Here is a 19,246-nt window from a genome sequence, read left to right as displayed (position 1 = left end):
TTTTAGGTGGCGCTAATAAAACTAAGGTACAAACTTTATTGGTACGCTGTCTTTATTCGCTTCGTGCTCATGGACACGGGTTTGGTATTGTTGCCAAAGTGAGTCTTTATTAGCCTGTAAATCGGCTAAATAATGCCAGCTGTATAAGCCGCTGTTGTGATTATCGCTAAATACTAAACGAAGCGCATAATGACCAACTGGCTCAATTTTGCTAATGCTTACTTGGTGCTTATTTAGTACCAGCTTCATGGGCTCATTACCATGGCCTTGTACTTCGGCTGAGGGTGAGTGAACACGTAAGAACTCTGCACTAAAGCAAGCACTCGACTCATCGTCAAAGTAAACGTCTAGTACTTTGCTTACGCTGTGATAATGCACTTTCGTCACTTCTTTCATAGTAAACCCTATCATTGATTTTTAAGCTAACAAAAAAGCCTCCAACAGGAGGCTTTTAATTATAACGATAATTTAGTGATTAAAGAATAAAGCGACTTAAATCTTCGTCTTCAACCAATGCGCCTAGGTGCTGCTCGACGTAATTAGCATCAATTGTGAGCGTTGAACCCGCTTTTTCAGAAGCATCGAATGAAATTTCTTCCATTAGCTTTTCCATCACAGTGTGTAAGCGACGTGCACCGATGTTTTCGGTTTTTTCGTTTACTTGCCATGCGGCTTTAGCAATACGCTCAATTGCGTCTTCAGTGAAATCAACGTTAACCTGCTCTGTTTTCAACAGTTCGCGTTGCTGCTCTGTAAGCGATGCATGTGGCTCTGTAAGGATACGTTTAAAGTCATCGGCGGTTAACGCTTCTAGCTCTACGCGAATCGGTAAACGACCTTGTAGCTCTGGGATCATGTCTGACGGTTTTGCCATTTGGAATGCACCAGATGCAATAAATAACATGTGGTCAGTCTTAACCATACCGTGTTTAGTGCTCACTGTTGAGCCTTCGATTAATGGCAGTAAATCGCGTTGAACACCTTCGCGGCTTACATCTGGGCCTGACGCTTCGCCACGCTTACAGATTTTATCGATTTCGTCGATAAATACGATGCCGTTTTGCTCTACAGCAAAGATAGCTTGCTCTTTTAACTCTTCAGGGTTAACAAGTTTAGCGGCTTCTTCTTCAACTAATAGCTTGAAAGCTTCTTTGATTTTCAGCTTGCGCTTACTGCGCTTATCACCGCCCATGTTTTGGAACATGCTTTGTAACTGGTTGGTCATTTCTTCCATACCAGGCGGAGCCATGATCTCAACGTTAGGCTGTGCTTGTGCAACATCAATATCGATTTCTTTATCGTCTAATTGGCCTTCACGTAACTTTTTACGGAACGACTGACGTGTCGAAGAGTTTTCATCAGAACGTGATTCACCAAACGTATCACGTGCTGGTGGTAGTAGGGCGTCGAGAATACGCTCTTCTGCCGCTTCTTCAGCTCGGTGCTTGAATTTTTTGGTTTGTTGTTCACGGGTCATTTTGATTGAGATATCAACTAGATCACGAATGATCGTCTCAACTTCTTTACCAACATAACCCACTTCAGTGAATTTTGTTGCTTCGACTTTAATGAAAGGCGCATTAGCTAGTTTAGCAAGGCGACGTGCAATTTCGGTTTTACCGACACCGGTAGGGCCAATCATTAAGATATTTTTTGGCGTAACCTCAGCGCGTAATTCGTCGCTAAGCTGCATGCGACGCCAGCGATTACGCAGTGCGATTGAAACTGCTTTTTTAGCTTTTGCTTGGCCAATAATGTGTTGATCAAGCTCGTGAACGATTTCTCTTGGAGTCATCTCAGACATGGCAGTTCCTATTACAATTCTTCAATAGTTTGGAAATTATTCGTGAATACACAGATGTTGCCTGCAATTGTTAGGCTTTTCTCTACAATTTCACGGGCACTTAGGTCGGTATTTTCAAGCAGGGCTGTCGCAGCAGATTGTGCGAAGTTACCACCACTGCCAATGGCGATAAGGTCGTTCTCTGGTTGTACTACGTCACCATTACCGGTGATGATCAACGAGGCGGTTTCGTCAGCAACGGCCAGTAGCGCTTCAAGCTTTCTGAGTGCGCGGTCACTTCGCCAATCTTTGGCCATTTCTACTGCGGCCTTGGTGAGGTTACCTTGGTGCATTTCTAGTTTGCTTTCAAAGCGTTCGAAAAGGGTGAAGGCATCAGCAGTACCGCCAGCAAAACCAGCGATTACTTTGCCATTATAAAGACGTCGAACTTTGCGGGCGTTGCCCTTCATTACGGTGTTACCAAGTGAAACCTGGCCATCGCCACCAATAACGACCTTGTCGTCGCGGCGAACACTTACAATAGTAGTCATGATTATTCCTCATCATCGAGCGGCGAAGCCGCTCGTAAAAAGCGATTGATGAGGTGTTTATATGGGTGAATGAGCTAAAATCAAGTCCAAAGCCAAATTCCACAGCCCATTATTTTAATGCGCTTGAGTTTGTTTTTGTCGCTTTCTGCCAGACGTTTGGTTTCGTAAGGGCCTAAACGCACTTTATACCAAATGCCATTACTGCCTTCTACGCGTTTAACTTCAGACACTAAGCCTGCAAATGCAATCTTCGCTTTTAAGGTTTGAGCTTGTTCCAGCGTTCTAAAAGAGCCGCATTGCATTACATAAGGGCCTTTTTGCTCAATCTCTTTTACTTCAACCTGAATTTCGTGTTCTTTTATTTCTTTAATAAACTCGGGTGGTTTCGGTTTTGGAATAACCTTTTCTTCTTCTGATTTTGTTGGATTAGCTTGCTGCTCAACAAGTTCAGGATCGGCATTATGTTTGATATACCATAAACCATACCCAAACCCACCCAGCAAAATAAGGGCGACAAAGACAAGAACAATAGGGAACGGCTTTTTTGCCGGGGCTTGTTTTTTATTATTTCGATTTGATGGTTTTTTATTTATGTAATCGTGTTGTGCCATGACTTTTTTATTGGCCTTTAAATCATATCTATTGGATCAACGTCTAAGCTCCAACGCACCTTTTGCGCTAATTTACTGGTGCTTATATAGTCAACCATTTGCGCTAAATATTGGTGTAAGTGGGAGCGCTCCAGCGCTTGAATATGTAACTGAAACCGATATTTACCTGCTACACGCTCCAATGGCGCAGGGATCGGTCCGAGCAATTGTATACCAGATATGTTCTGGACAGGAACCAAATCAGTTAAAAAATCCATGACTTGATTTATGTTATGTCCTTCGGCACGCACAATTGCCATGTTTGTTATGGGGGGGAGCTGAGCATCTTCTCGTTCTGCAAGGGCATAGCGCGCAAAATCTTGATAGCCATTATTCACTAAATCTTGCAATAGTGGGTGCTCAGGAAAGTGAGTTTGTAACAGTACTTGTCCCGGTTCACCACTGCGTCCTGCACGGCCTGCAACCTGAGTGACAAGCTGTGCTAAATGTTCTGTAGCGCGAAAATCACACGAGTACAAACCACTATCAACATCTAAAATAAGCACTAAACTGACATCGGCAAAATGATGGCCTTTCGCAAGCATTTGCGTGCCCACCAAAATACGCGCCCCCCCTTGATTTATGTCGTCGAGGGCTTTTTCTAAGCTGCCTTTACGACGAGTTGAATCTCGGTCAATGCGGCTAATGGGTATATCAGGGAAAGTTTCTGCTAAAAACTCTTCAATTTGTTCCGTGCCTTTACCATTAGGAAAAATCTGTGTGCTGCCACAATCGGGGCATTGATGGGGCACTGCATGCTGCTCGGAGCAATGATGGCAGATCATTTGTCCAATTGCTTTGTGGAATGTGGCACTGGTACTGCAACGTGAGCACTCACTTAACCAGCCACACTCATGACATATGAGTGTGGGAGAAAAGCCGCGTCGATTTAAAAACACCATGACTTGCTTGCCGCGCTCAAGATGTTGACGCATATAGGCCAAACTTGCATGGGCAATACCGGCTTGTTCGGGTTGGCCTTTCATATCCATTAAGTGAAATTGGTTATCAGTGCTGGTTTGCGCACGCTCCGTTAAGCTCAATAGTTGGTACTTGTTATTTATTGCTTTATGTAACGTTTCGAGAGCGGGAGTTGCGCTACCTAGTATCAAGGGTATTTGCTGTTGATAAGCTCTGTAGGCTGCTAAATCGCGAGCATGATAACGCAGCGTATCTTGTTGCTTAAACGAGCTGTCGTGCTCTTCATCAACAATGATCATACCAAGTGATAAAAAAGGTAAGAAAATACTCGAACGGGTGCCGATAACAATGGCGCAGCTGCCTTTTTCGCAGAAACGCCATGTTTGCAAGCGCTCGTTGTCGGTTAATGCTGAATGCCAAAGCATAATAGGGGTATCGGGAAAGCGACGGCGAAAACGATTAACGGTTTGTGGTGTTAGCCCAATTTCGGGCACTAACACCAGTGCTTGCTGGCCTTTTTTTAGAACCTCTTCAAGGCACTGTAAATACACTTCTGTTTTACCACTGCCGGTAACGCCTTCAAGTAAAAAACAGGTGAACCCACTTGCTTGATTAATCGTTGTGCATGCAACGGCTTGTTCTTTGTTTAGGGTTGGTTTACTGCCAATTGTTGGGGCGCGTTGCTGCCATTGGTTATCATGTTCGATAAACTGTTTAATGAGTTCTTTTTCGAGCAAGCTATCAATGGTTTTTTTATTAAAGCCGAGTGCTTTTAATTCGGTTAAAGATGACTTGCCTGACTGCGCTAGCTGCTTCAGCAAATTAAGTTGTGTTTTTGCTTTGAGTGAAGGTAATTTTGCACCTTTGTCGGTGAGTTCAACCATATTTATACTGGTTTTGTCTGGGCATTCACCTTGGCGTAGTGCCGCTGGAAGCGCTGTATGAATTGTTTCACCAAGTGGGTAGCAGTAATAGCGAGCAGTAAATTTTAGCAGTGCTAAGTGTTGCTCAGATAAAATAGGGGCATCGTCTATAACATCAATAATGGCTTTAATTTTATCTTCGGGTACATCGGTACTGGTTTTGATTGCCAGTACGACTGCTATCTTTTTTTGAGAGCCAAAAGGCACACGCACACGCATGCCTACTCGCAGCTCAGGGCTATGTAGCAGCTGCTCAACTTTATAATCGAAGGTACGCTGTAAAGGGACTTTTATGGCAACTTCTACAAAGTGCATAACAACTCAACTGAATTAAGAATAGAAAAAATAGCGTGTGTTGCTAATGTACTAAAATTAGTGCTAAAAACCTACCAACAAATACTGAACGTTTGATGACTTGTTTATTTTTTTAGCTAAAGATGAATTTAAAGCTTGTCGAGAGGCTGCTTGAGCTATAAAATACGCGACCTATTAATTGTATTAACGACGTATGGTGCCAGACTTCGGGTTTGGAGAGCGATGCGGCCTTAACTAGAGGTTCCTATGAAAGAAGGTATTCACCCTAAGTACGAAGCTATCACTGCAACTTGTTCATGTGGTAACAAATTCGAAACTAGCTCTACTTTATGTAAAGACATCCACTTAGACGTATGTTCTGAGTGTCACCCGTTTTACACTGGTAAGCAAAAGATTTTAGACACTGGCGGCCGTGTTGATCGTTTCAACAAGCGCTTCGGTGCACTTAGCAGCAAGAAGTAATATCTGCTGTTTAGTTGAAAGAAGTACCCTTTGGGTGCTTTTTTTATGCCTGAAATTCAGAACCATTCTTTTTTATATCCCATGCCTACACGCTTTATGTGCATAACTATTTCTGCTTGTTATGCCCAATATATCGCTAATAATGCAGACAAATAGTGATCCCTTCGCTATATTTTGAATGATATAAATGATTCCAAAAGTTGTAAAAAGTAACAATTTATATGAACTTCACCTATAAATGCTGTTAAGTTCGTTAAAGTTGCTCATTTTGCTAAGTTTCGGTTATTTGCTGTGTTCGTGCCTATAAAATACAAAAACAGGTGCTTAAATGGCCACAAATAGATGAATTTTTATCTGTTGTGAATTAAAACTATGTGCAGAAATTGTTGGGAAATCCTTTAAAATTAAGCGATATAGCATATAACAGGATAGACCTGATAATACTTGGAATTTTTATATATTACAGGTATCGTACAGATGCAAGCCCTCTCACTTTTTAACTTATTGCAGGATACTATCGCGTTATGTCAGATTTTCGTGAACAAGCATTACATTACCACGCTCACCCCGTTCCAGGTAAAATTAGTGTAGAACTAACTAAACCAGCAGAAACGGTTAATGATCTCGCTCTAGCATATAGTCCAGGTGTCGCAGAGCCCGTCCGTGAGATAGCAGCCGATCCAGCAAATGCCTATAAATACACCGGCAAAGGTAATATGGTTGCGGTTATTTCAAACGGTACCGCAATTTTAGGCTTAGGCAATTTAGGTCCGCTTGCATCAAAACCTGTGATGGAAGGTAAAGCACTTTTATTTAAACGCTTTGCAGGTTTAGACTCGATAGATATCGAAGTAAAACACCGCACGACAGAAGACTTCATTAATACTGTTGCAAATATTGCCGATACGTTTGGTGGTATCAACCTAGAAGATATTAAAGCGCCAGAGTGTTTCGAAATTGAAAAAGCGCTTATTGAGCGTTGTAGCATCCCTGTTTTCCACGATGACCAACATGGTACTGCAATCGTAACAGCAGCAGGCATGCTAAATGCGCTTGAAGTACAGGGTAAAGATATCGAAGACGCGATTATCGTGTGTTTAGGTGCCGGTGCAGCAGCGGTTGCATGTATGGAACTACTTATTAAATGTGGTGCATTGCGTGAGCACATTTATATGCTTGACCGCAAAGGCGTGATCCATACACGTCGAGATGACTTAAACGAGTATAAATTGCTATTTGCTAACAATACCGATAAGCGCACTTTGCAAGATGTGATAGCCGATGCTGATGTATTTGTTGGTGTATCTGGCCCTAACTTATTAACCGCTGAAGATTTAAAACTGATGGCAGATAAGCCGGTGGTTTTTGCATGTTCAAACCCTGATCCAGAAATCGCGCCAGCTGTTGCACACGGTGCACGTAATGATTTAATTATGGCAACAGGGCGTTCTGATTACCCTAATCAGGTTAATAATGTATTGTGTTTCCCATTCATTTTCCGCGGTGCGCTTGATGTGCGTGCGACATCAATCAATGATGAAATGAAAATTGCAGCGGTGCATGCTATTCGTAGTATTGCGAAAGAGCCTGTGCCTAACGAAGTGCTTAAGGCGTCGGGTGTTGATTCACTTGAGTTTGGTGCTGAGTACATTATTCCAAAACCAATGGACCCACGCTTATTACCACGTATTGCACGTGCTGTTGCAGAAGCAGCCGTTGAGTCTGGTGTGGCGCAAATTGACATGCCAGAAAACTACATGCGTTAAATAATTAGGTACCTATTCGTTTGATTAAGCGGGTAGGTATAACTAACTGCAAATAAAAAACTCAGCCAAGGCTGAGTTTTTTTATGTCTGAGAAATCGGCTACGATCCGGTGGCCGAAATATTTACTCTGAATCAAGTACGGGGATATCTAACCCCATTTCTTGCATAATTCTTTTTACTTCTTCAGGTACTTTTTCAGGGTTATCTTTACGAAGGTCGTCATCATTCGGTAATGGTTGACCTGTAAAAGCGTGTAAAAAGGCTTCGCACAGTAGCTCACTGTTAGTGGCATGACGAAGATTATTAATCTGACGACGCGTGCGCTCATCAGTTAATACTTTTAATACGTTCAGCGGAATTGATACGGTAATTTTTTTTACTTGCTCTGATTTTTTACCGTGTTCTGCATATGGGTGAATGTATTCACCGTTCCATTTAGCCATAAGTTGTTTCGTTGCCTCGGTTGTCAGTTGTTTACGCCTTATCCACAGCGCAAGATGCGGAAATTCTATCGCTTTAAAAAAGATAGTCAAATACTAGTTATTTAGCCATCTAGTCGTGTAAATGTATAAACTTCTATGTAATGGCGATAAATGCTTTGACTTCTCATATTTGATCATCTAACCTTTTAGACGTCTAAACATCCAATTCTAAGTAGGTGATGAAATGAGTGAAAAAAATAAAGCGACGATTGCTGTTCGTCATGGCATTGAAGCCGATAAACACCACGGTGCAGTCGTTCCACCAATTTACTTATCAACCACTTATTCGTTCGCTGATTTTGATACTAAGCGCCAATATGACTATGGCCGCAGTGGTAACCCTAACCGTGATATTTTAGCCGAAACACTCGCTGAACTAGAGGGCGGAGCTAAAGGCATTATTACTGCGACAGGCATGGCGGCTGTTCACTTAACGACACAGCTTTTGAATAGCGATGATACCTTGGTTATTCCACATGACTGTTACGGCGGTAGCTATCGTTTATTTACCTCATTAGAGAAGCGCGGTTTACTGAAACTAAAAGTGCTTGATTTAACAAAAGCTGAAAATCACCAAGAAATCTTAGCGATAAAACCTAAACTGATCTGGATTGAAACACCCAGTAACCCCATTTTACGCCTAACAGATATTAAAGCGATTACCGCCATTGCTAAACAATCCGGTGCACTTGTTGCGGCTGATAACACGTTTTTATCGCCGGCCTTGCAAAACCCGATTGAGTTTGGTGTTGATATAGTCGTGCATTCAACGACTAAATACATTAACGGTCACTCTGATGTGGTTGGCGGTGCTGTTATTGCAGCAACGCAAGAGTTGGGTGATGAACTGGCTTGGTGGGCAAATAATATTGGTATTACGGGTGCACCGTTTGATAGTTATCTTACTCTGCGTGGTTTACGCACTTTAAATGTGCGTTTAAAACAGCACCAAGAGAATGCGTTTGCAATTGCAGAATATTTAGAAGATTCACCGTTTGTGAGCCAAGTATATTATCCCGGTCTCGCTTCTCATCCTCAGCATGCGCTCGCTAAAGCACAGCAACGCGGTTTTGGTGGCATGGTGAGTTTTGATATTAAAGGCGACATTAATGATGCTGCGGCTTTTCTAACAGGCCTTAAAGAGTTTAGCTTAGCCGAATCATTGGGGGGCGTTGAGAGTTTAATTTGTCACCCTGCGACCATGACTCATGCTGGAATGGAGGCAAAAGCTCGCTTAGAAGCAGGGGTGGGTGATACGTTAATTCGTATCTCTGTTGGCATTGAGGATGTAAAAGATTTAATTGCCGATTTAGACCGTGTTTTCAATTTAGTTAAACCAGGTCAGGGGCAGCAAGCCACTCAGAGCAACGCGAAGCAAACGCACACGCAAGCCAATACGCAACAAAGCAGCACTTTTAAGTTAACGCCAGCACATACGGCATTGTGGTAGAAAAATGGTAAATATTGTTCATAAATTTGGTGGCTCAAGCTTAAGCTCTGCAGAGCGTTATCATGCTGTGGCAAATATTGTTTTAGCAAATACGCAGCAAGGTGATTGTGTGGTGGTGTCTGCATCGGGCAAAACAACCGACACCTTGGTAAAACTTTGGCAAAGTTATCAACAGCAAGATAACCAAGCGGTTAGTGATATTTTATTGCTGATTGATAATAATCAGCGCGCCTTAATAGAGCAGCTGTTAGTAGCAAAAAACAAGCAGCAGGCATTGGCACAATTAAAAGATGAGCTGGCGCTATTAAATATACTTATTGCTAAACAGCAACTACAAGAAGCCGTGTTGCTAGCACATGGAGAAGTATGGTCTGCGCGTTTATTAGCGGGCTATCTAAATCAGCTGGGTGTGGCAGCACAGGATGTGGATGCACGGCAGTTATTTACATTAAATGATGGCCAACTATTGCATCAAAAGAATCAACAGCAATGCACCGATGCGATCAGTAAAGTAAAGATCAATGTGGTGACAGGCTTTATCGCTGCAGATTGTCAGGGTAAGACGGTAACACTGGGTCGTAATGGCAGTGACTACAGTGCGACCTTGTTAGCAAGCTATACCTTTGCCAAGCAAGTGTCTATTTGGACTGATACCCAAGGTGTATTCAGTACAGACCCTCGTAAGGTGAAAAACGCCGTTAAATACGCAAAAGTGTGCCGAGAGCAAGCTAATTTATTGGCTCGCTTAGGTAACCCTGTTTTACATGCAAAAACCTTATCACCGCTTAAAGACAGCGACATTAAACTTGTTGTAAGAAGTAGCTTTGATTGTGATGCCAGCCCAACTGAGGTTGTAAAAGAAGGGTATAGCAAGGCGAAGCGTTTTATTACGACCTTAGATAATATCGATTTACTGCGTGTTGATACGCTAAGCACAGGTGAAGTGGGGGAGCTGAGTCAGCTAATTCAGCACAGTTTGCATCATTTTGTGAAAGAAGGTGATACCTATTTGCTGGTACCAGGGCACAGTACTCATCAAGTGGTGAGTCACCTTGCTGGGCGGGCTAATATTGTTGAATCTAATTTAAGCGGCTGCGCGGTTGTGGCACCAAGTAGCGATGTGAGCCAGTTAGCTGAACAAGCAATTTCGCTCCTTAAAGAGCAAAGTATTCATCCACGCTTTGTACAACAAGATCAGCAGTATGTGTTGCTACTAAACGATCAAGCTATAGACAGCGATGTACTGACCCTGTTGCATGATAAATTGGTCAACAAGGGTCAAGAACTGGCTATTATCGTGGCTGGGCTGGGTAATGTTGGTGAAGTCTTTCTATCACAGTTACAGGCTCAGTTTGTTAGGTTATCAGCTCATTACCAGATTAAAGTCGTGGCATTATTACGCTCAAAACAAATGCTATTTAGTGCCAGTGGCTTGAACACAGAAACGTGGCAAGCGCAGTGGCAAAGTGAAGCCCAACACTACGATAAAGAAACACTGCTAACACGTATTAGCGAACTTGATTACGAACACAAAGTGGTGATTGATATCACCGCCAGTGAAGCGTTTAGCCAATTATACCCAGCACTCGTTGAGCTTAATTGTCATTTAATTAGTGCCAATAAATATGCAGGCACAGCGGCAAATGATTGGTATCAAACATTGCGCTCTAATTTAGCTGAGCGTAATTTGTTGTGGCGTTATAACACCAGTGTAGGGGCCGGCTTACCAATTAACTTTGCATTGGCAGACTTACAAAATAGTGGTGATAGTATTCATCGTATAGAAGGGGTTTTTTCGGGGACGCTGTCGTGGTTGTGCAGTTGCTATGATGGTAACGTTCCGTTTACTGAACTTGTGCTACAAGCGCAGCAAATGGGCTACACCGAACCTGACCCGCGTGAAGATTTATCTGGCCGAGATATGCAGCGCAAGTTACTTATTTTAGCCCGCGATTTAGGGTTAGATTTAGAGCTTGATGACATTGCATTAACGCCATTGATGCCTGAAGAACTGGCAACAGGAAGTTGGCAAGACTTCCTTGCGAACAGGCATTTGCTTGATGCATTCATCGAAGAAAAGGCTGCCATTGCACAGGCCGAAAATAAAGTTGTTCGCTACACCGGTGCAATTACGCTCGTTGATGGTAAAGCGAAAGCAGCCGTTGGCTTAGTGAATGTTGCACACGATGATGTATTAGCTAGCTTAAAGCCGGGTGATAATATTTTTGTGATTAATTCGCAGTGGTACACAGACAACGCGCTCGTCATTCAAGGCCCTGGTGCAGGAAAAGAAGTGACTGCTGCGGGAGTTCATTCAGACCTTTACTGGTTAGTGAATAACTTAAAATAATTTTGCTGATCTTAGTTTAAATAGCTAAGCAAAAAGCGCCCAATGGGCGCTTTTTTATTAGTCTAATAAAGGTGTTAAAGACTGTTTAGAACAGCTCTTCCTCTGTAGAAAGTGACTCTTCAAACACATTAGTCGGTTGCTCAAGGACATACTTCGTCGGAGCGGTGCCTTTAATAAAGTACTCAAAGCGACTGGTGTAATCATTTTTATGGCTCAGTAACCCTGTTGCTAAATCAATGCGCACAGACACTAAGCCTTCTGGAAACTCAATCGGTGCCTCAGGCATACCATCTAAAGCAACTCGCATAAAATCAACCCAAGCTGGTTGAGCCGTTTTTGCGCCTGATTCAGCCCCTGATATTTGTGACTTATCAAGGTTACTGTTGTAGGTTGAACGACCCAGTGGGTTGCCTGGGTTATCAAAGCCAACCCACACAGAGGTCAGTACATTGCGATTAAAACCACTAAACCATGTATCAACAGAGTCATTCGTGGTTCCGGTTTTACCTGCTAGATCACGGCGATCAAGCGCTTGTGCACGCCAGCCAGTACCACTCCAACCTGTTTTATGTGCCCAGCTTCCGCCACCCCAAATTGCGCTGTGCATTGCTTGCGAAATTAAGAAAGCATTTTGTTTTGAGATGATACGAGGCGCGCAGCGAGGCTGAGCGTTGTGTTCTAATTCTGTGGCCATCAGTTGGCTATCATCAAGTGTTGCAAAATCGGGCGTGACCTTTTGCTCTGGGGTATCACAGGCAAGCTCTGGTGTGGCTTTATATAAAGTTGTTCCAGCAGAATCTTGAATTTCAGAGATGTAATAAGGCGTAATTAAGTGCCCTCCATTTGCAAAGGCACTCATGCCGCGTGCAAGCTCAAGAGGCGTAATAGAGGCACTCCCTAATGCCAGCGACTCACTGCGGTTAATGTCGCTATTCAAAAAGCCAAACTTTAATAAATGATCTGCTGTGCGCTCTAAACCAACACCGCGTAATAACCGAACTGAAATAACGTTTTTAGATTGTGCTAAAGCACGACGAATACGAATAGGGCCATTGTAAACTGCTGGGCTATTTTTAGGACGCCATGCAACACCTTGGCTTTTGTCCCATTGGTTAATGGGGGCATCATTTAATATTGAGGCTAAGGTATAGCCATTTTCTAACGCCGCTGAGTAAATAAATGGTTTAATATTCGAACCTACTTGGCGCTTAGCTTGTACTGCACGATTATATTGGCTTTGCTCAAAACTATACCCTCCCACAATGGCTTTTATGCGACCATCTTGAGGGTCAAGTGATACTAAGGCGCTTGATGCTTCGGGTACTTGGCTTAAAATATAGCTGTCATCTGGATTCTTACGTAGCCAAATTTGTTCGCCAGCATTGAGAATTTCGGTGGCCGTTTTCGGTGCAAAACCTTGGCGATAACGGGTAATGTATTTACGTGCCCATTTTAGGCCATCCCACTCAAGGGTTATATGCTCGCCATTTTTTAGTAATACCTGCGCAGATTGCTCAGCAACATTAGTGACTACGCCCGCACGTAAAGGGCCAAACTCTTTTACATCTTTAAGTTTATCTAAAATAGCGTCTTCGCTAAGCGGACTATCAGTATTGCTATCCCAAAGCTGCGCGGTGGCGCCTCGGTATCCATGGCGCATATCGTAGGCATGTAGATTGTCGACGAGCGCATCTTGGGCTGCTTGTTGAATATTAGACTCAACACTGGTGTATACTTTAAAACCTGTGTTGTATGCACGTTCGTGGCCGTAACGGGCCACCATTTCTGCACGCACCATTTCAGAGATATACGGTGCATAAACTTCAATTTCTGCCCCATGAAATTTAGCGGTAATTGGTGCGTTAATGGCTTCTTTGTATTCACTCTGGGTAATATATTTTTCGGTTAACATACGGCCAAGAACAACATTTCGTCGACTTTTTGCGCGTGCAGGGTTACGAATGGGGTTTAAAGCCGAAGGCGCTTTGGGGAGACCTGCAATCATTGCCATTTGAGGCAGTGTAAGCTCATTCAGTTCTTTACCGTAATACACTTGTGCAGCAGCACCTATACCGAATGCGCGGTTACCTAATTCAATTTTATTTAAATATAATTCGAGAATTTCATCTTTGCTTAATATGCTTTCTATGTGCAAAGCAATGAAGATCTCTTTCACTTTACGGATGTATGCTTTTTCACGAGTTAAGAAGAAGTTACGGGCAAGTTGCATTGTTATAGTACTTGCGCCTTGTTTCTTTTCACCTGTAGATATGAGTACAATGGCTGAGCGGATGATACCGATAGGGTCGATACCAATATGTTCATAAAATCGATTATCTTCAGTTGCTAAAATAGCATCGATTAAAGGCTGGGGAATTTCATCGATTGTGACCGGAATGCGGCGTTTTTCACCGAATTGGTTAATCAATAAACCATCTCTAGAAAATACTTGCATAGGTGTCTGTAATTGAACGTCTTTCAGTACCTGAACGCTAGGAATATCAGGTTTAACGTAATAGTATAGACCGACTAAAGTGATTAGTCCTAAAAATGAGCAGATGATAATAAATTGTAAAGTTCGTTTTAATAAAATCACTTATATTTTCCCTAAATGGACTCCCAATTAGAATCGGAGACTGCTAGTATATATTGATTAAAAAATGAATAATATTTTTTCAGATAAAAATTATAACTTGTTTATTATTAAAACAAAGGCCAAGTTGCAAACATGCTAAGTCAGCTATTTAAAAAGCCTTCATCTATGATGGTAGGGATCGACATTGGATCGCACTGCATTAAAGCAGTGTTGTTGCAGGAGACAGACACAGGTTTGCGACTTGAGGCGTTAGCTATAGAGCCAATGCCAAAGGGAGCAATGTCTGAGCGTACAATTCAAGACATTGAAGCGATTGGCAATGTTATCGCTAAATTAAAAAGGAAAATACCTAAATCTGTTCAGGCTGCGGCAGTAGCCGTGTCTGGTCAAACCGTGATCACCAAAGTGATTTTCATGGATGTATCATTAACTGATGCTGAATTAGAGTCGCAAATTGCAATTGAGGCAGATAGCCTCATACCGTACCCACTTGATGAAGTAAATATAGACTTTGAAAAACTCGCCATTAATGAGGCCGATCCGAGCAAGGTTAATGTATTGCTCTCAGCTGCCCGTACAGAAAGTGTTGAGGCACGCGTTGGTGCTTTAGAAACGGCTAATTTAAAAGCTAAAGTGGTCGATGTAGAAAGTTATGCACTTAGTCGAACAATGGATGTGTACTACCAGCAGTTGCCAAGCGATGCGTACAATAAGTGTGTTGCTGTGGTTGATATTGGTGCCGTGCTGATGTTAGTGAGCGTGGTACAAGCGGGTGAAACTATTTATACCCGTGACCAAGTGTTCGGTGGTGATCAATATACAAATAGCATTGTTGCTTACTACAACAAAAGTTTTGATGAAGCTGAAATCGGCAAAACAACCGGTGATTTGCCGCCTAATTACACCTTTGAAGTATTGGCACCTTTCCAAACATCGTTGTTACAGCAAGTAAGACGTGCGGTGCAAATGTTCTTAACCACAAGTGGCAAAGATCATGTTGACTATATCGTTTTAACCGGTGGCACGGCGATGATTGAAGGGTTAGATCGCTTACTCATTGAAGAATTAGGAATTCATACTGTGGTTGCTGATCCTTTCGCAAACATTGAGGTTTCTCCAAGAGTTGATCGCAATGTGCTGCAGCGTCACCGAACGCAGTTTGCGATAGCTACTGGGTTGGCGTTAAGGAGCTTTTCATCATGCCACATATAAACCTACTGCCTTGGCGCGAACAACAACGTAAAGAATCACAGAATAAATTTGTGACAGTACTTTTTGCAGTTGTGGTTATCAGTTTCTTAAGTATGTATATATTAAGCTCTTTTTATAGTGGTTTACGCGAAGGGCAAAATATAAAAAATGATTTCTTAAATACAGAAATTGCCTTGCTTAATCAGCGTATCCGCGAGATTAATGATCTTGATAAGAAAAAAGAAAGCCTTCAACAACGCATGCGACTCATTGAAGAGCTACAAAGTAGTCGTAACCTTGGTACGCAGATTATGGATGAAGTGGCAAAAATAGTGCCAGCGGGTGTCTATCTTACCAAGCTTGAGCGCCAAAATGACCGTATTCATGTGATTGGTCGCAGTGAATCTAACAATCGCTTATCGACGATGTTACGACAAGTGCAAAGCTCTTATTTGTTAGAGCGACCCGTAATGCAAGGCATTGTTGCAGGTGAACAAACATCTAGGCTATTGAGTGATTTTAATATGGATTTTTACGTTAAACCGTTTGATAAAATAGGAGAAGCACCTAATGAGCCTTGATATCAAATCGTTAACTGAAATAGATTGGAATGAAATAGAACTCGAAAACATGGGCGATTGGCCCATTGCTGTAAAAGCACTGTGTTGTGCGTTTGTTGCGGCAATCGTGTTGTATTTCAGCTATAGCTTGTTAGTGTCAGACGAAATAACCAGCTATCACGCCGCGGTTGCAAAAGAAACCGAACTGCGCAATACGTACAAACAAAAATACGCTTTAGCCAGTAAATTAGAGTTATATCGTCAACAAATGGTCGACATGGAAGAAAAGTTTTCACAGCTTTTAAAACGCTTACCAACGTCGAATGAAACACCGGGGCTCCTTGACGACTTATCGTATGTGGGGACAACGAGCGGCTTAACCTTTTTGAAGATTGGCTGGTTGCCGGAAATTAAAAAAGAGTTTTACACCGAATTACCCATTAAAATTGAGGTAATAGGAACCTATCATGAGTTTGGTGACTTTGTTGGCAAAGTGGCACAGTTACCACGTATTGTGAGTTTGCATGATTTTACCATTCAAACGTCTAACGAGAATGAATTAACCTTTAGCGTTGTGGCAAAAACCTACCGTTATGAAGGGGGGCCTAAGAAATGAGAAAGCTCCCGTTAATTATTGTTATGAGCTTGCTTCTCAGCGCCTGTAATGATGATACTTCAGAACAAAAAGAGTTTATTGATCAGGTAAAAGCGAGCACGACCCCTGAGGTTGAGCCTATTCCTCAAATGGCAAAGTTTGAATATTTTGAATACAGTGCAGGTGAGTTACGTAGTCCGTTTGTCGCTCCAAAACCAGAAATAATTCAAAATAACTTGGTTCAAGTTAAAAACTGTTTACACCCAGACCCTGACCGTGTTCGTCAACCACTTGAAAAATACCCGCTCGATAACTTGTCAATGAAAGGCACTATCGGTAGTAAAGGGAGAACCTGGGCATTGATCAAAGCCGCTGACGACACGCTATATCGTGTCACAGAGGGTAATTATCTAGGTTTGTATCATGGTGAAATAAAAGAAGTGCACGACAATTATATACAATTATTAGAATTAATTCCTGATGGGTCTGGTTGTTGGAAAGAGCGTCTGACAAAACTAGAAATGTTAGAGGCAGATACAAATGGTGCAAGTTAATCGTATGAAAGGTAAAAATAAGATGCATAAAGGAATGGCTTGGTTAGTACACATGCACAAATTTATGTTGGCGGCATTGGCACTCTTAATGACGCAGACAGCGATTGCTGCTCCTCTTCTCTATGATGTGCGTTATAACCCCTTGATGAAAGGCGAAACGCAATTACAGTTAGTGTTTGATGAGGCCCTTACCTTTGAGCCAAAAGTGCAAGTGTACAATTCGCCTGCACGCATTGAGATGTTATTTAGCGATGTCGGTGTAGATAACAATGTCCGCGATGTTGAAATAAATCAGGCGGGTATTAAACATGTCAGCAGCACAATGACATCACAAGGCTTGAAAGTAACCGTTTCTTTAGAGCGTTTAAAAATTTATAAAACGACTGCGAAAGATAACATCGTCACTTTACACGTATCAGACAACCCAATCACCACCGATGAGTCGGCTGATCCGCTATCAGCAAAAAATAATTACATTAATACGGTGCAATCAATTGATTTTCGTCGCGGTGATAAAGGCGAAGCGCGCTTACTTGTGTTTTTACAAGATACGCAAGCGGCAATCGATGTACATGAAAGCGGTGGTAAAATTGTTGCAGAATTTCACCATACAGACATTTTAGACGATTTATTATATCAATTAGATGTTCTTGATTTTGGCACTGTTGTTAGCACGATAGAAACGTTTAAAGAAGATAATTTGACGCGCATTGTAATTGAACCTAATGCCGCATTTAAATTTACGCATCAGCAGATCGAAAATATCTTTACTTTGACCGTCGAAAAAGATGACTCACAACGCGCATACCTTGATGGCGGTATTGAATACCAAGGTCGCCCAATGACCTTAAACTTTCAAGATATTCCGGTCCGTGCTGTGCTGCAAATTATCGCAGGCTATAACGAGTTTAACCTTGTCACCAGCGACTCAGTGTCAGGTAACATCACATTACGCCTAGAAGGTGTGCCATGGGATCAAGCACTCGACGTGGTGTTAAAAGTGAAAGGCTTAGACAAACGCATGGATGGCACCATTTTAATGGTGGCACCGTCTGAAGAATTGGCTGCTCGCGAAGCGAAAGAGTTAAAAGCAAAACAGCAAGTTGAAGACCTAGAGCCTTTATACAGTGAATATATTCGTCTTAACTACGCGAAAGCGGAAGAGTTCGCCGATTTATTAAAAACCGACACTAACAGCATCATTTCTGCACGTGGCAGCGTGTCGGTTGATAAGCGCACCAATACACTATTAATTAAAGACACCGCTAAGAGCATAGAGAGTGTTCGCCGTATGGTTGATACGCTTGATATTGCGGTGCGACAAGTTGTTATTGAGTCTCGTATGGTGACGGTTCGTGATAACGTACAAGAAGACTTAGGTGTGCGTTGGGGCTTTAGTGACCAGCAAGGCACTGATGGCTTAGCGGGAACACTTGAAGGCGCTGAAACGATTTCAAATGGTTTGATCCCGAACGTCGCTGATCGTCTAAATGTTAACTTACCAATCTCAAACCCAGCAGGGAGCATTGGTATGCATGTTGCGAAACTTGCCAATGGCACTTTAATTGATCTCGAGCTGACTGCGCTTGAAGAAGAAAATAAAGGTGAAATCATTGCCAGCCCTCGTATTACCACAGCAAACCAGCAAAAAGCCCGTATTGAGCAAGGTACTGAAATTCCCTATGTAGAGGCTGCTTCAAGTGGTGCAACAACGGTGAGTTTCAAAAAGGCGGTATTAAGCCTTGAAGTGACACCGCATATCACGCCAGACAACAAGGTGATTCTTGACCTTATTATCACTCAAGATACACGAGGCGATACGGTACAGACTCCAACAGGCCCTGCAGTCGCTATTGATACGCAACAGATCCAAACACAAGTGTTGGTTGAAAATGGCCAAACCGTCGTACTCGGTGGTATTTTTCAACAACAAATTGTGAACTCAACAAAGAAAGTACCTCTACTAGGTGACATTCCATATTTAGGTGTGCTGTTTAGAAGTACGAGTGAATTTAATGAAAAAAGAGAGTTGCTAATCTTCGTAACACCAAAAATTCAGATAGATTAAGTGTTTTTTTCTTAAGCAACGAGCAATTC

16 protein-coding genes are annotated in these 19,246 nt (G+C 42.4%); 9 read left to right on the top strand and 7 right to left on the bottom strand.

The annotated features are described in order from the left end of the window. Positions 1–21 precede the first annotated feature (21 nt). From IT970_RS14080 to priA, 5 genes are all read right to left on the bottom strand, one after another. Entirely contained in the window at positions 22–396 is a 375-nt protein-coding gene (locus tag IT970_RS14080; protein WP_074989335.1) for a gamma-butyrobetaine hydroxylase-like domain-containing protein, read from the bottom strand. A gap of 79 nt (positions 397–475) precedes the next feature. Continuing rightward, positions 476–1,804, bottom strand: a complete 1,329-nt coding sequence (gene hslU, locus IT970_RS14075; protein WP_036973213.1) for an HslU--HslV peptidase ATPase subunit — start codon at positions 1,802–1,804, stop codon at positions 476–478. A gap of 11 nt (positions 1,805–1,815) precedes the next feature. Continuing rightward, complete coding sequence (hslV, locus tag IT970_RS14070) at positions 1,816–2,334, bottom strand: ATP-dependent protease subunit HslV (protein WP_008115012.1); 519 nt, start codon at positions 2,332–2,334, stop codon at positions 1,816–1,818. 80 nt (positions 2,335–2,414) lie between these two features. After that, a complete protein-coding gene (locus IT970_RS14065; protein WP_065978292.1) occupies positions 2,415–2,945 on the bottom strand; it encodes an SPOR domain-containing protein in 531 nt (176 codons plus the stop codon). Between the two features lie 17 nt (positions 2,946–2,962). Continuing rightward, on the bottom strand, positions 2,963–5,143 hold the full coding sequence (priA, locus tag IT970_RS14060; protein WP_075593951.1) for a primosomal protein N': 2,181 nt from the start codon (positions 5,141–5,143) through the stop codon (positions 2,963–2,965). Between the two features lie 246 nt (positions 5,144–5,389). Here priA and rpmE point away from each other — a divergent pair, with 246 nt between their 5' ends. Continuing rightward, entirely contained in the window at positions 5,390–5,605 is a 216-nt protein-coding gene (rpmE, locus tag IT970_RS14055) for a 50S ribosomal protein L31 (protein ID WP_036973208.1), read from the top strand. A 524-nt stretch (positions 5,606–6,129) separates the two neighbouring features. Next, complete coding sequence (locus tag IT970_RS14050) at positions 6,130–7,371, top strand: malic enzyme-like NAD(P)-binding protein (RefSeq protein ID WP_065978294.1); 1,242 nt, start codon at positions 6,130–6,132, stop codon at positions 7,369–7,371. A 122-nt stretch (positions 7,372–7,493) separates the two neighbouring features. Here the strand turns inward: IT970_RS14050 and metJ are convergent, their stop codons facing one another. Further along, complete coding sequence (gene metJ / locus IT970_RS14045; RefSeq protein ID WP_036973203.1) at positions 7,494–7,814, bottom strand: met regulon transcriptional regulator MetJ; 321 nt, start codon at positions 7,812–7,814, stop codon at positions 7,494–7,496. 223 nt (positions 7,815–8,037) lie between these two features. Between metJ and metB the strand changes: the two genes are divergently transcribed. Together metB and metL are read left to right on the top strand one after the other, a co-directional pair. Further along, a complete protein-coding gene (gene metB, locus IT970_RS14040; protein ID WP_074989337.1) occupies positions 8,038–9,303 on the top strand; it encodes a cystathionine gamma-synthase in 1,266 nt (421 codons plus the stop codon). A 4-nt stretch (positions 9,304–9,307) separates the two neighbouring features. Beyond that, entirely contained in the window at positions 9,308–11,653 is a 2,346-nt protein-coding gene (gene metL, locus IT970_RS14035) for a bifunctional aspartate kinase/homoserine dehydrogenase II (protein ID WP_074989338.1), read from the top strand. Positions 11,654–11,738: 85 nt separating this feature from the next. Here metL and IT970_RS14030 read toward each other — a convergent pair whose 3' ends face one another. Next, positions 11,739–14,249: a penicillin-binding protein 1A gene (locus IT970_RS14030; protein ID WP_196857428.1), complete on the bottom strand. Its 2,511-nt coding sequence runs from the start codon at positions 14,247–14,249 to the stop codon at positions 11,739–11,741. 132 nt (positions 14,250–14,381) lie between these two features. On the opposite strand from IT970_RS14030, the gene IT970_RS14025 reads away from it, so the two are divergent. Genes IT970_RS14025 through IT970_RS14005 form a run of 5 tightly spaced genes read left to right on the top strand, consistent with a single transcriptional unit; the run spans position 14,382 to position 19,217 of the window. Continuing rightward, positions 14,382–15,461: a pilus assembly protein PilM gene (locus IT970_RS14025; protein ID WP_074989340.1), complete on the top strand. Its 1,080-nt coding sequence runs from the start codon at positions 14,382–14,384 to the stop codon at positions 15,459–15,461. Further along, complete coding sequence (locus IT970_RS14020; RefSeq protein WP_074989341.1) at positions 15,449–16,021, top strand: PilN domain-containing protein; 573 nt, start codon at positions 15,449–15,451, stop codon at positions 16,019–16,021. The genes IT970_RS14025 and IT970_RS14020 overlap by 13 nt, the downstream gene beginning before the upstream one ends. Continuing rightward, entirely contained in the window at positions 16,011–16,616 is a 606-nt protein-coding gene (locus IT970_RS14015) for a type 4a pilus biogenesis protein PilO (RefSeq protein ID WP_036973195.1), read from the top strand. Before IT970_RS14020 ends, IT970_RS14015 begins: the two co-directional genes overlap by 11 nt. After that, entirely contained in the window at positions 16,613–17,149 is a 537-nt protein-coding gene (locus IT970_RS14010; RefSeq protein ID WP_036973194.1) for a pilus assembly protein PilP, read from the top strand. The genes IT970_RS14015 and IT970_RS14010 overlap by 4 nt, the downstream gene beginning before the upstream one ends. Further along, positions 17,136–19,217 carry a type IV pilus secretin PilQ gene (locus IT970_RS14005; RefSeq protein ID WP_065978298.1) on the top strand — a complete coding sequence of 694 codons (2,082 nt, stop codon included), beginning with the start codon at positions 17,136–17,138 and terminating at the stop codon, positions 19,215–19,217. Before IT970_RS14010 ends, IT970_RS14005 begins: the two co-directional genes overlap by 14 nt. The last annotated feature ends 29 nt before the right edge of the window (positions 19,218–19,246 follow it).

Origin of the sequence: Pseudoalteromonas sp. A41-2, assembly GCF_015767615.1 — a bacterium.
Classification (GTDB): domain Bacteria; phylum Pseudomonadota; class Gammaproteobacteria; order Enterobacterales; family Alteromonadaceae; genus Pseudoalteromonas; species Pseudoalteromonas lipolytica.
Note: the sequence above shows the minus strand (reverse complement) of the source record. Positions and strands in the feature narration are given on the sequence as shown.

Coding starts and splice junctions, on each gene's coding strand:
- IT970_RS14065 (WP_065978292.1), bottom strand. CDS start 2,945: ATGGCACAACACGATTACATAAATAAAAAACCATCAAATCGAAATAAT.
- priA (WP_075593951.1), bottom strand. CDS start 5,143: ATGCACTTTGTAGAAGTTGCCATAAAAGTCCCTTTACAGCGTACCTTC.
- hslV (WP_008115012.1), bottom strand. CDS start 2,334: ATGACTACTATTGTAAGTGTTCGCCGCGACGACAAGGTCGTTATTGGT.
- IT970_RS14010 (WP_036973194.1), top strand. CDS start 16,613: ATGAGAAAGCTCCCGTTAATTATTGTTATGAGCTTGCTTCTCAGCGCC.
- IT970_RS14020 (WP_074989341.1), top strand. CDS start 15,449: ATGCCACATATAAACCTACTGCCTTGGCGCGAACAACAACGTAAAGAA.
- IT970_RS14050 (WP_065978294.1), top strand. CDS start 6,130: ATGTCAGATTTTCGTGAACAAGCATTACATTACCACGCTCACCCCGTT.
- metL (WP_074989338.1), top strand. CDS start 9,308: ATGGTAAATATTGTTCATAAATTTGGTGGCTCAAGCTTAAGCTCTGCA.
- metB (WP_074989337.1), top strand. CDS start 8,038: ATGAGTGAAAAAAATAAAGCGACGATTGCTGTTCGTCATGGCATTGAA.
- IT970_RS14080 (WP_074989335.1), bottom strand. CDS start 396: ATGAAAGAAGTGACGAAAGTGCATTATCACAGCGTAAGCAAAGTACTA.
- hslU (WP_036973213.1), bottom strand. CDS start 1,804: ATGTCTGAGATGACTCCAAGAGAAATCGTTCACGAGCTTGATCAACAC.
- IT970_RS14005 (WP_065978298.1), top strand. CDS start 17,136: ATGGTGCAAGTTAATCGTATGAAAGGTAAAAATAAGATGCATAAAGGA.
- rpmE (WP_036973208.1), top strand. CDS start 5,390: ATGAAAGAAGGTATTCACCCTAAGTACGAAGCTATCACTGCAACTTGT.
- IT970_RS14025 (WP_074989340.1), top strand. CDS start 14,382: ATGCTAAGTCAGCTATTTAAAAAGCCTTCATCTATGATGGTAGGGATC.
- metJ (WP_036973203.1), bottom strand. CDS start 7,814: ATGGCTAAATGGAACGGTGAATACATTCACCCATATGCAGAACACGGT.
- IT970_RS14015 (WP_036973195.1), top strand. CDS start 16,011: ATGAGCCTTGATATCAAATCGTTAACTGAAATAGATTGGAATGAAATA.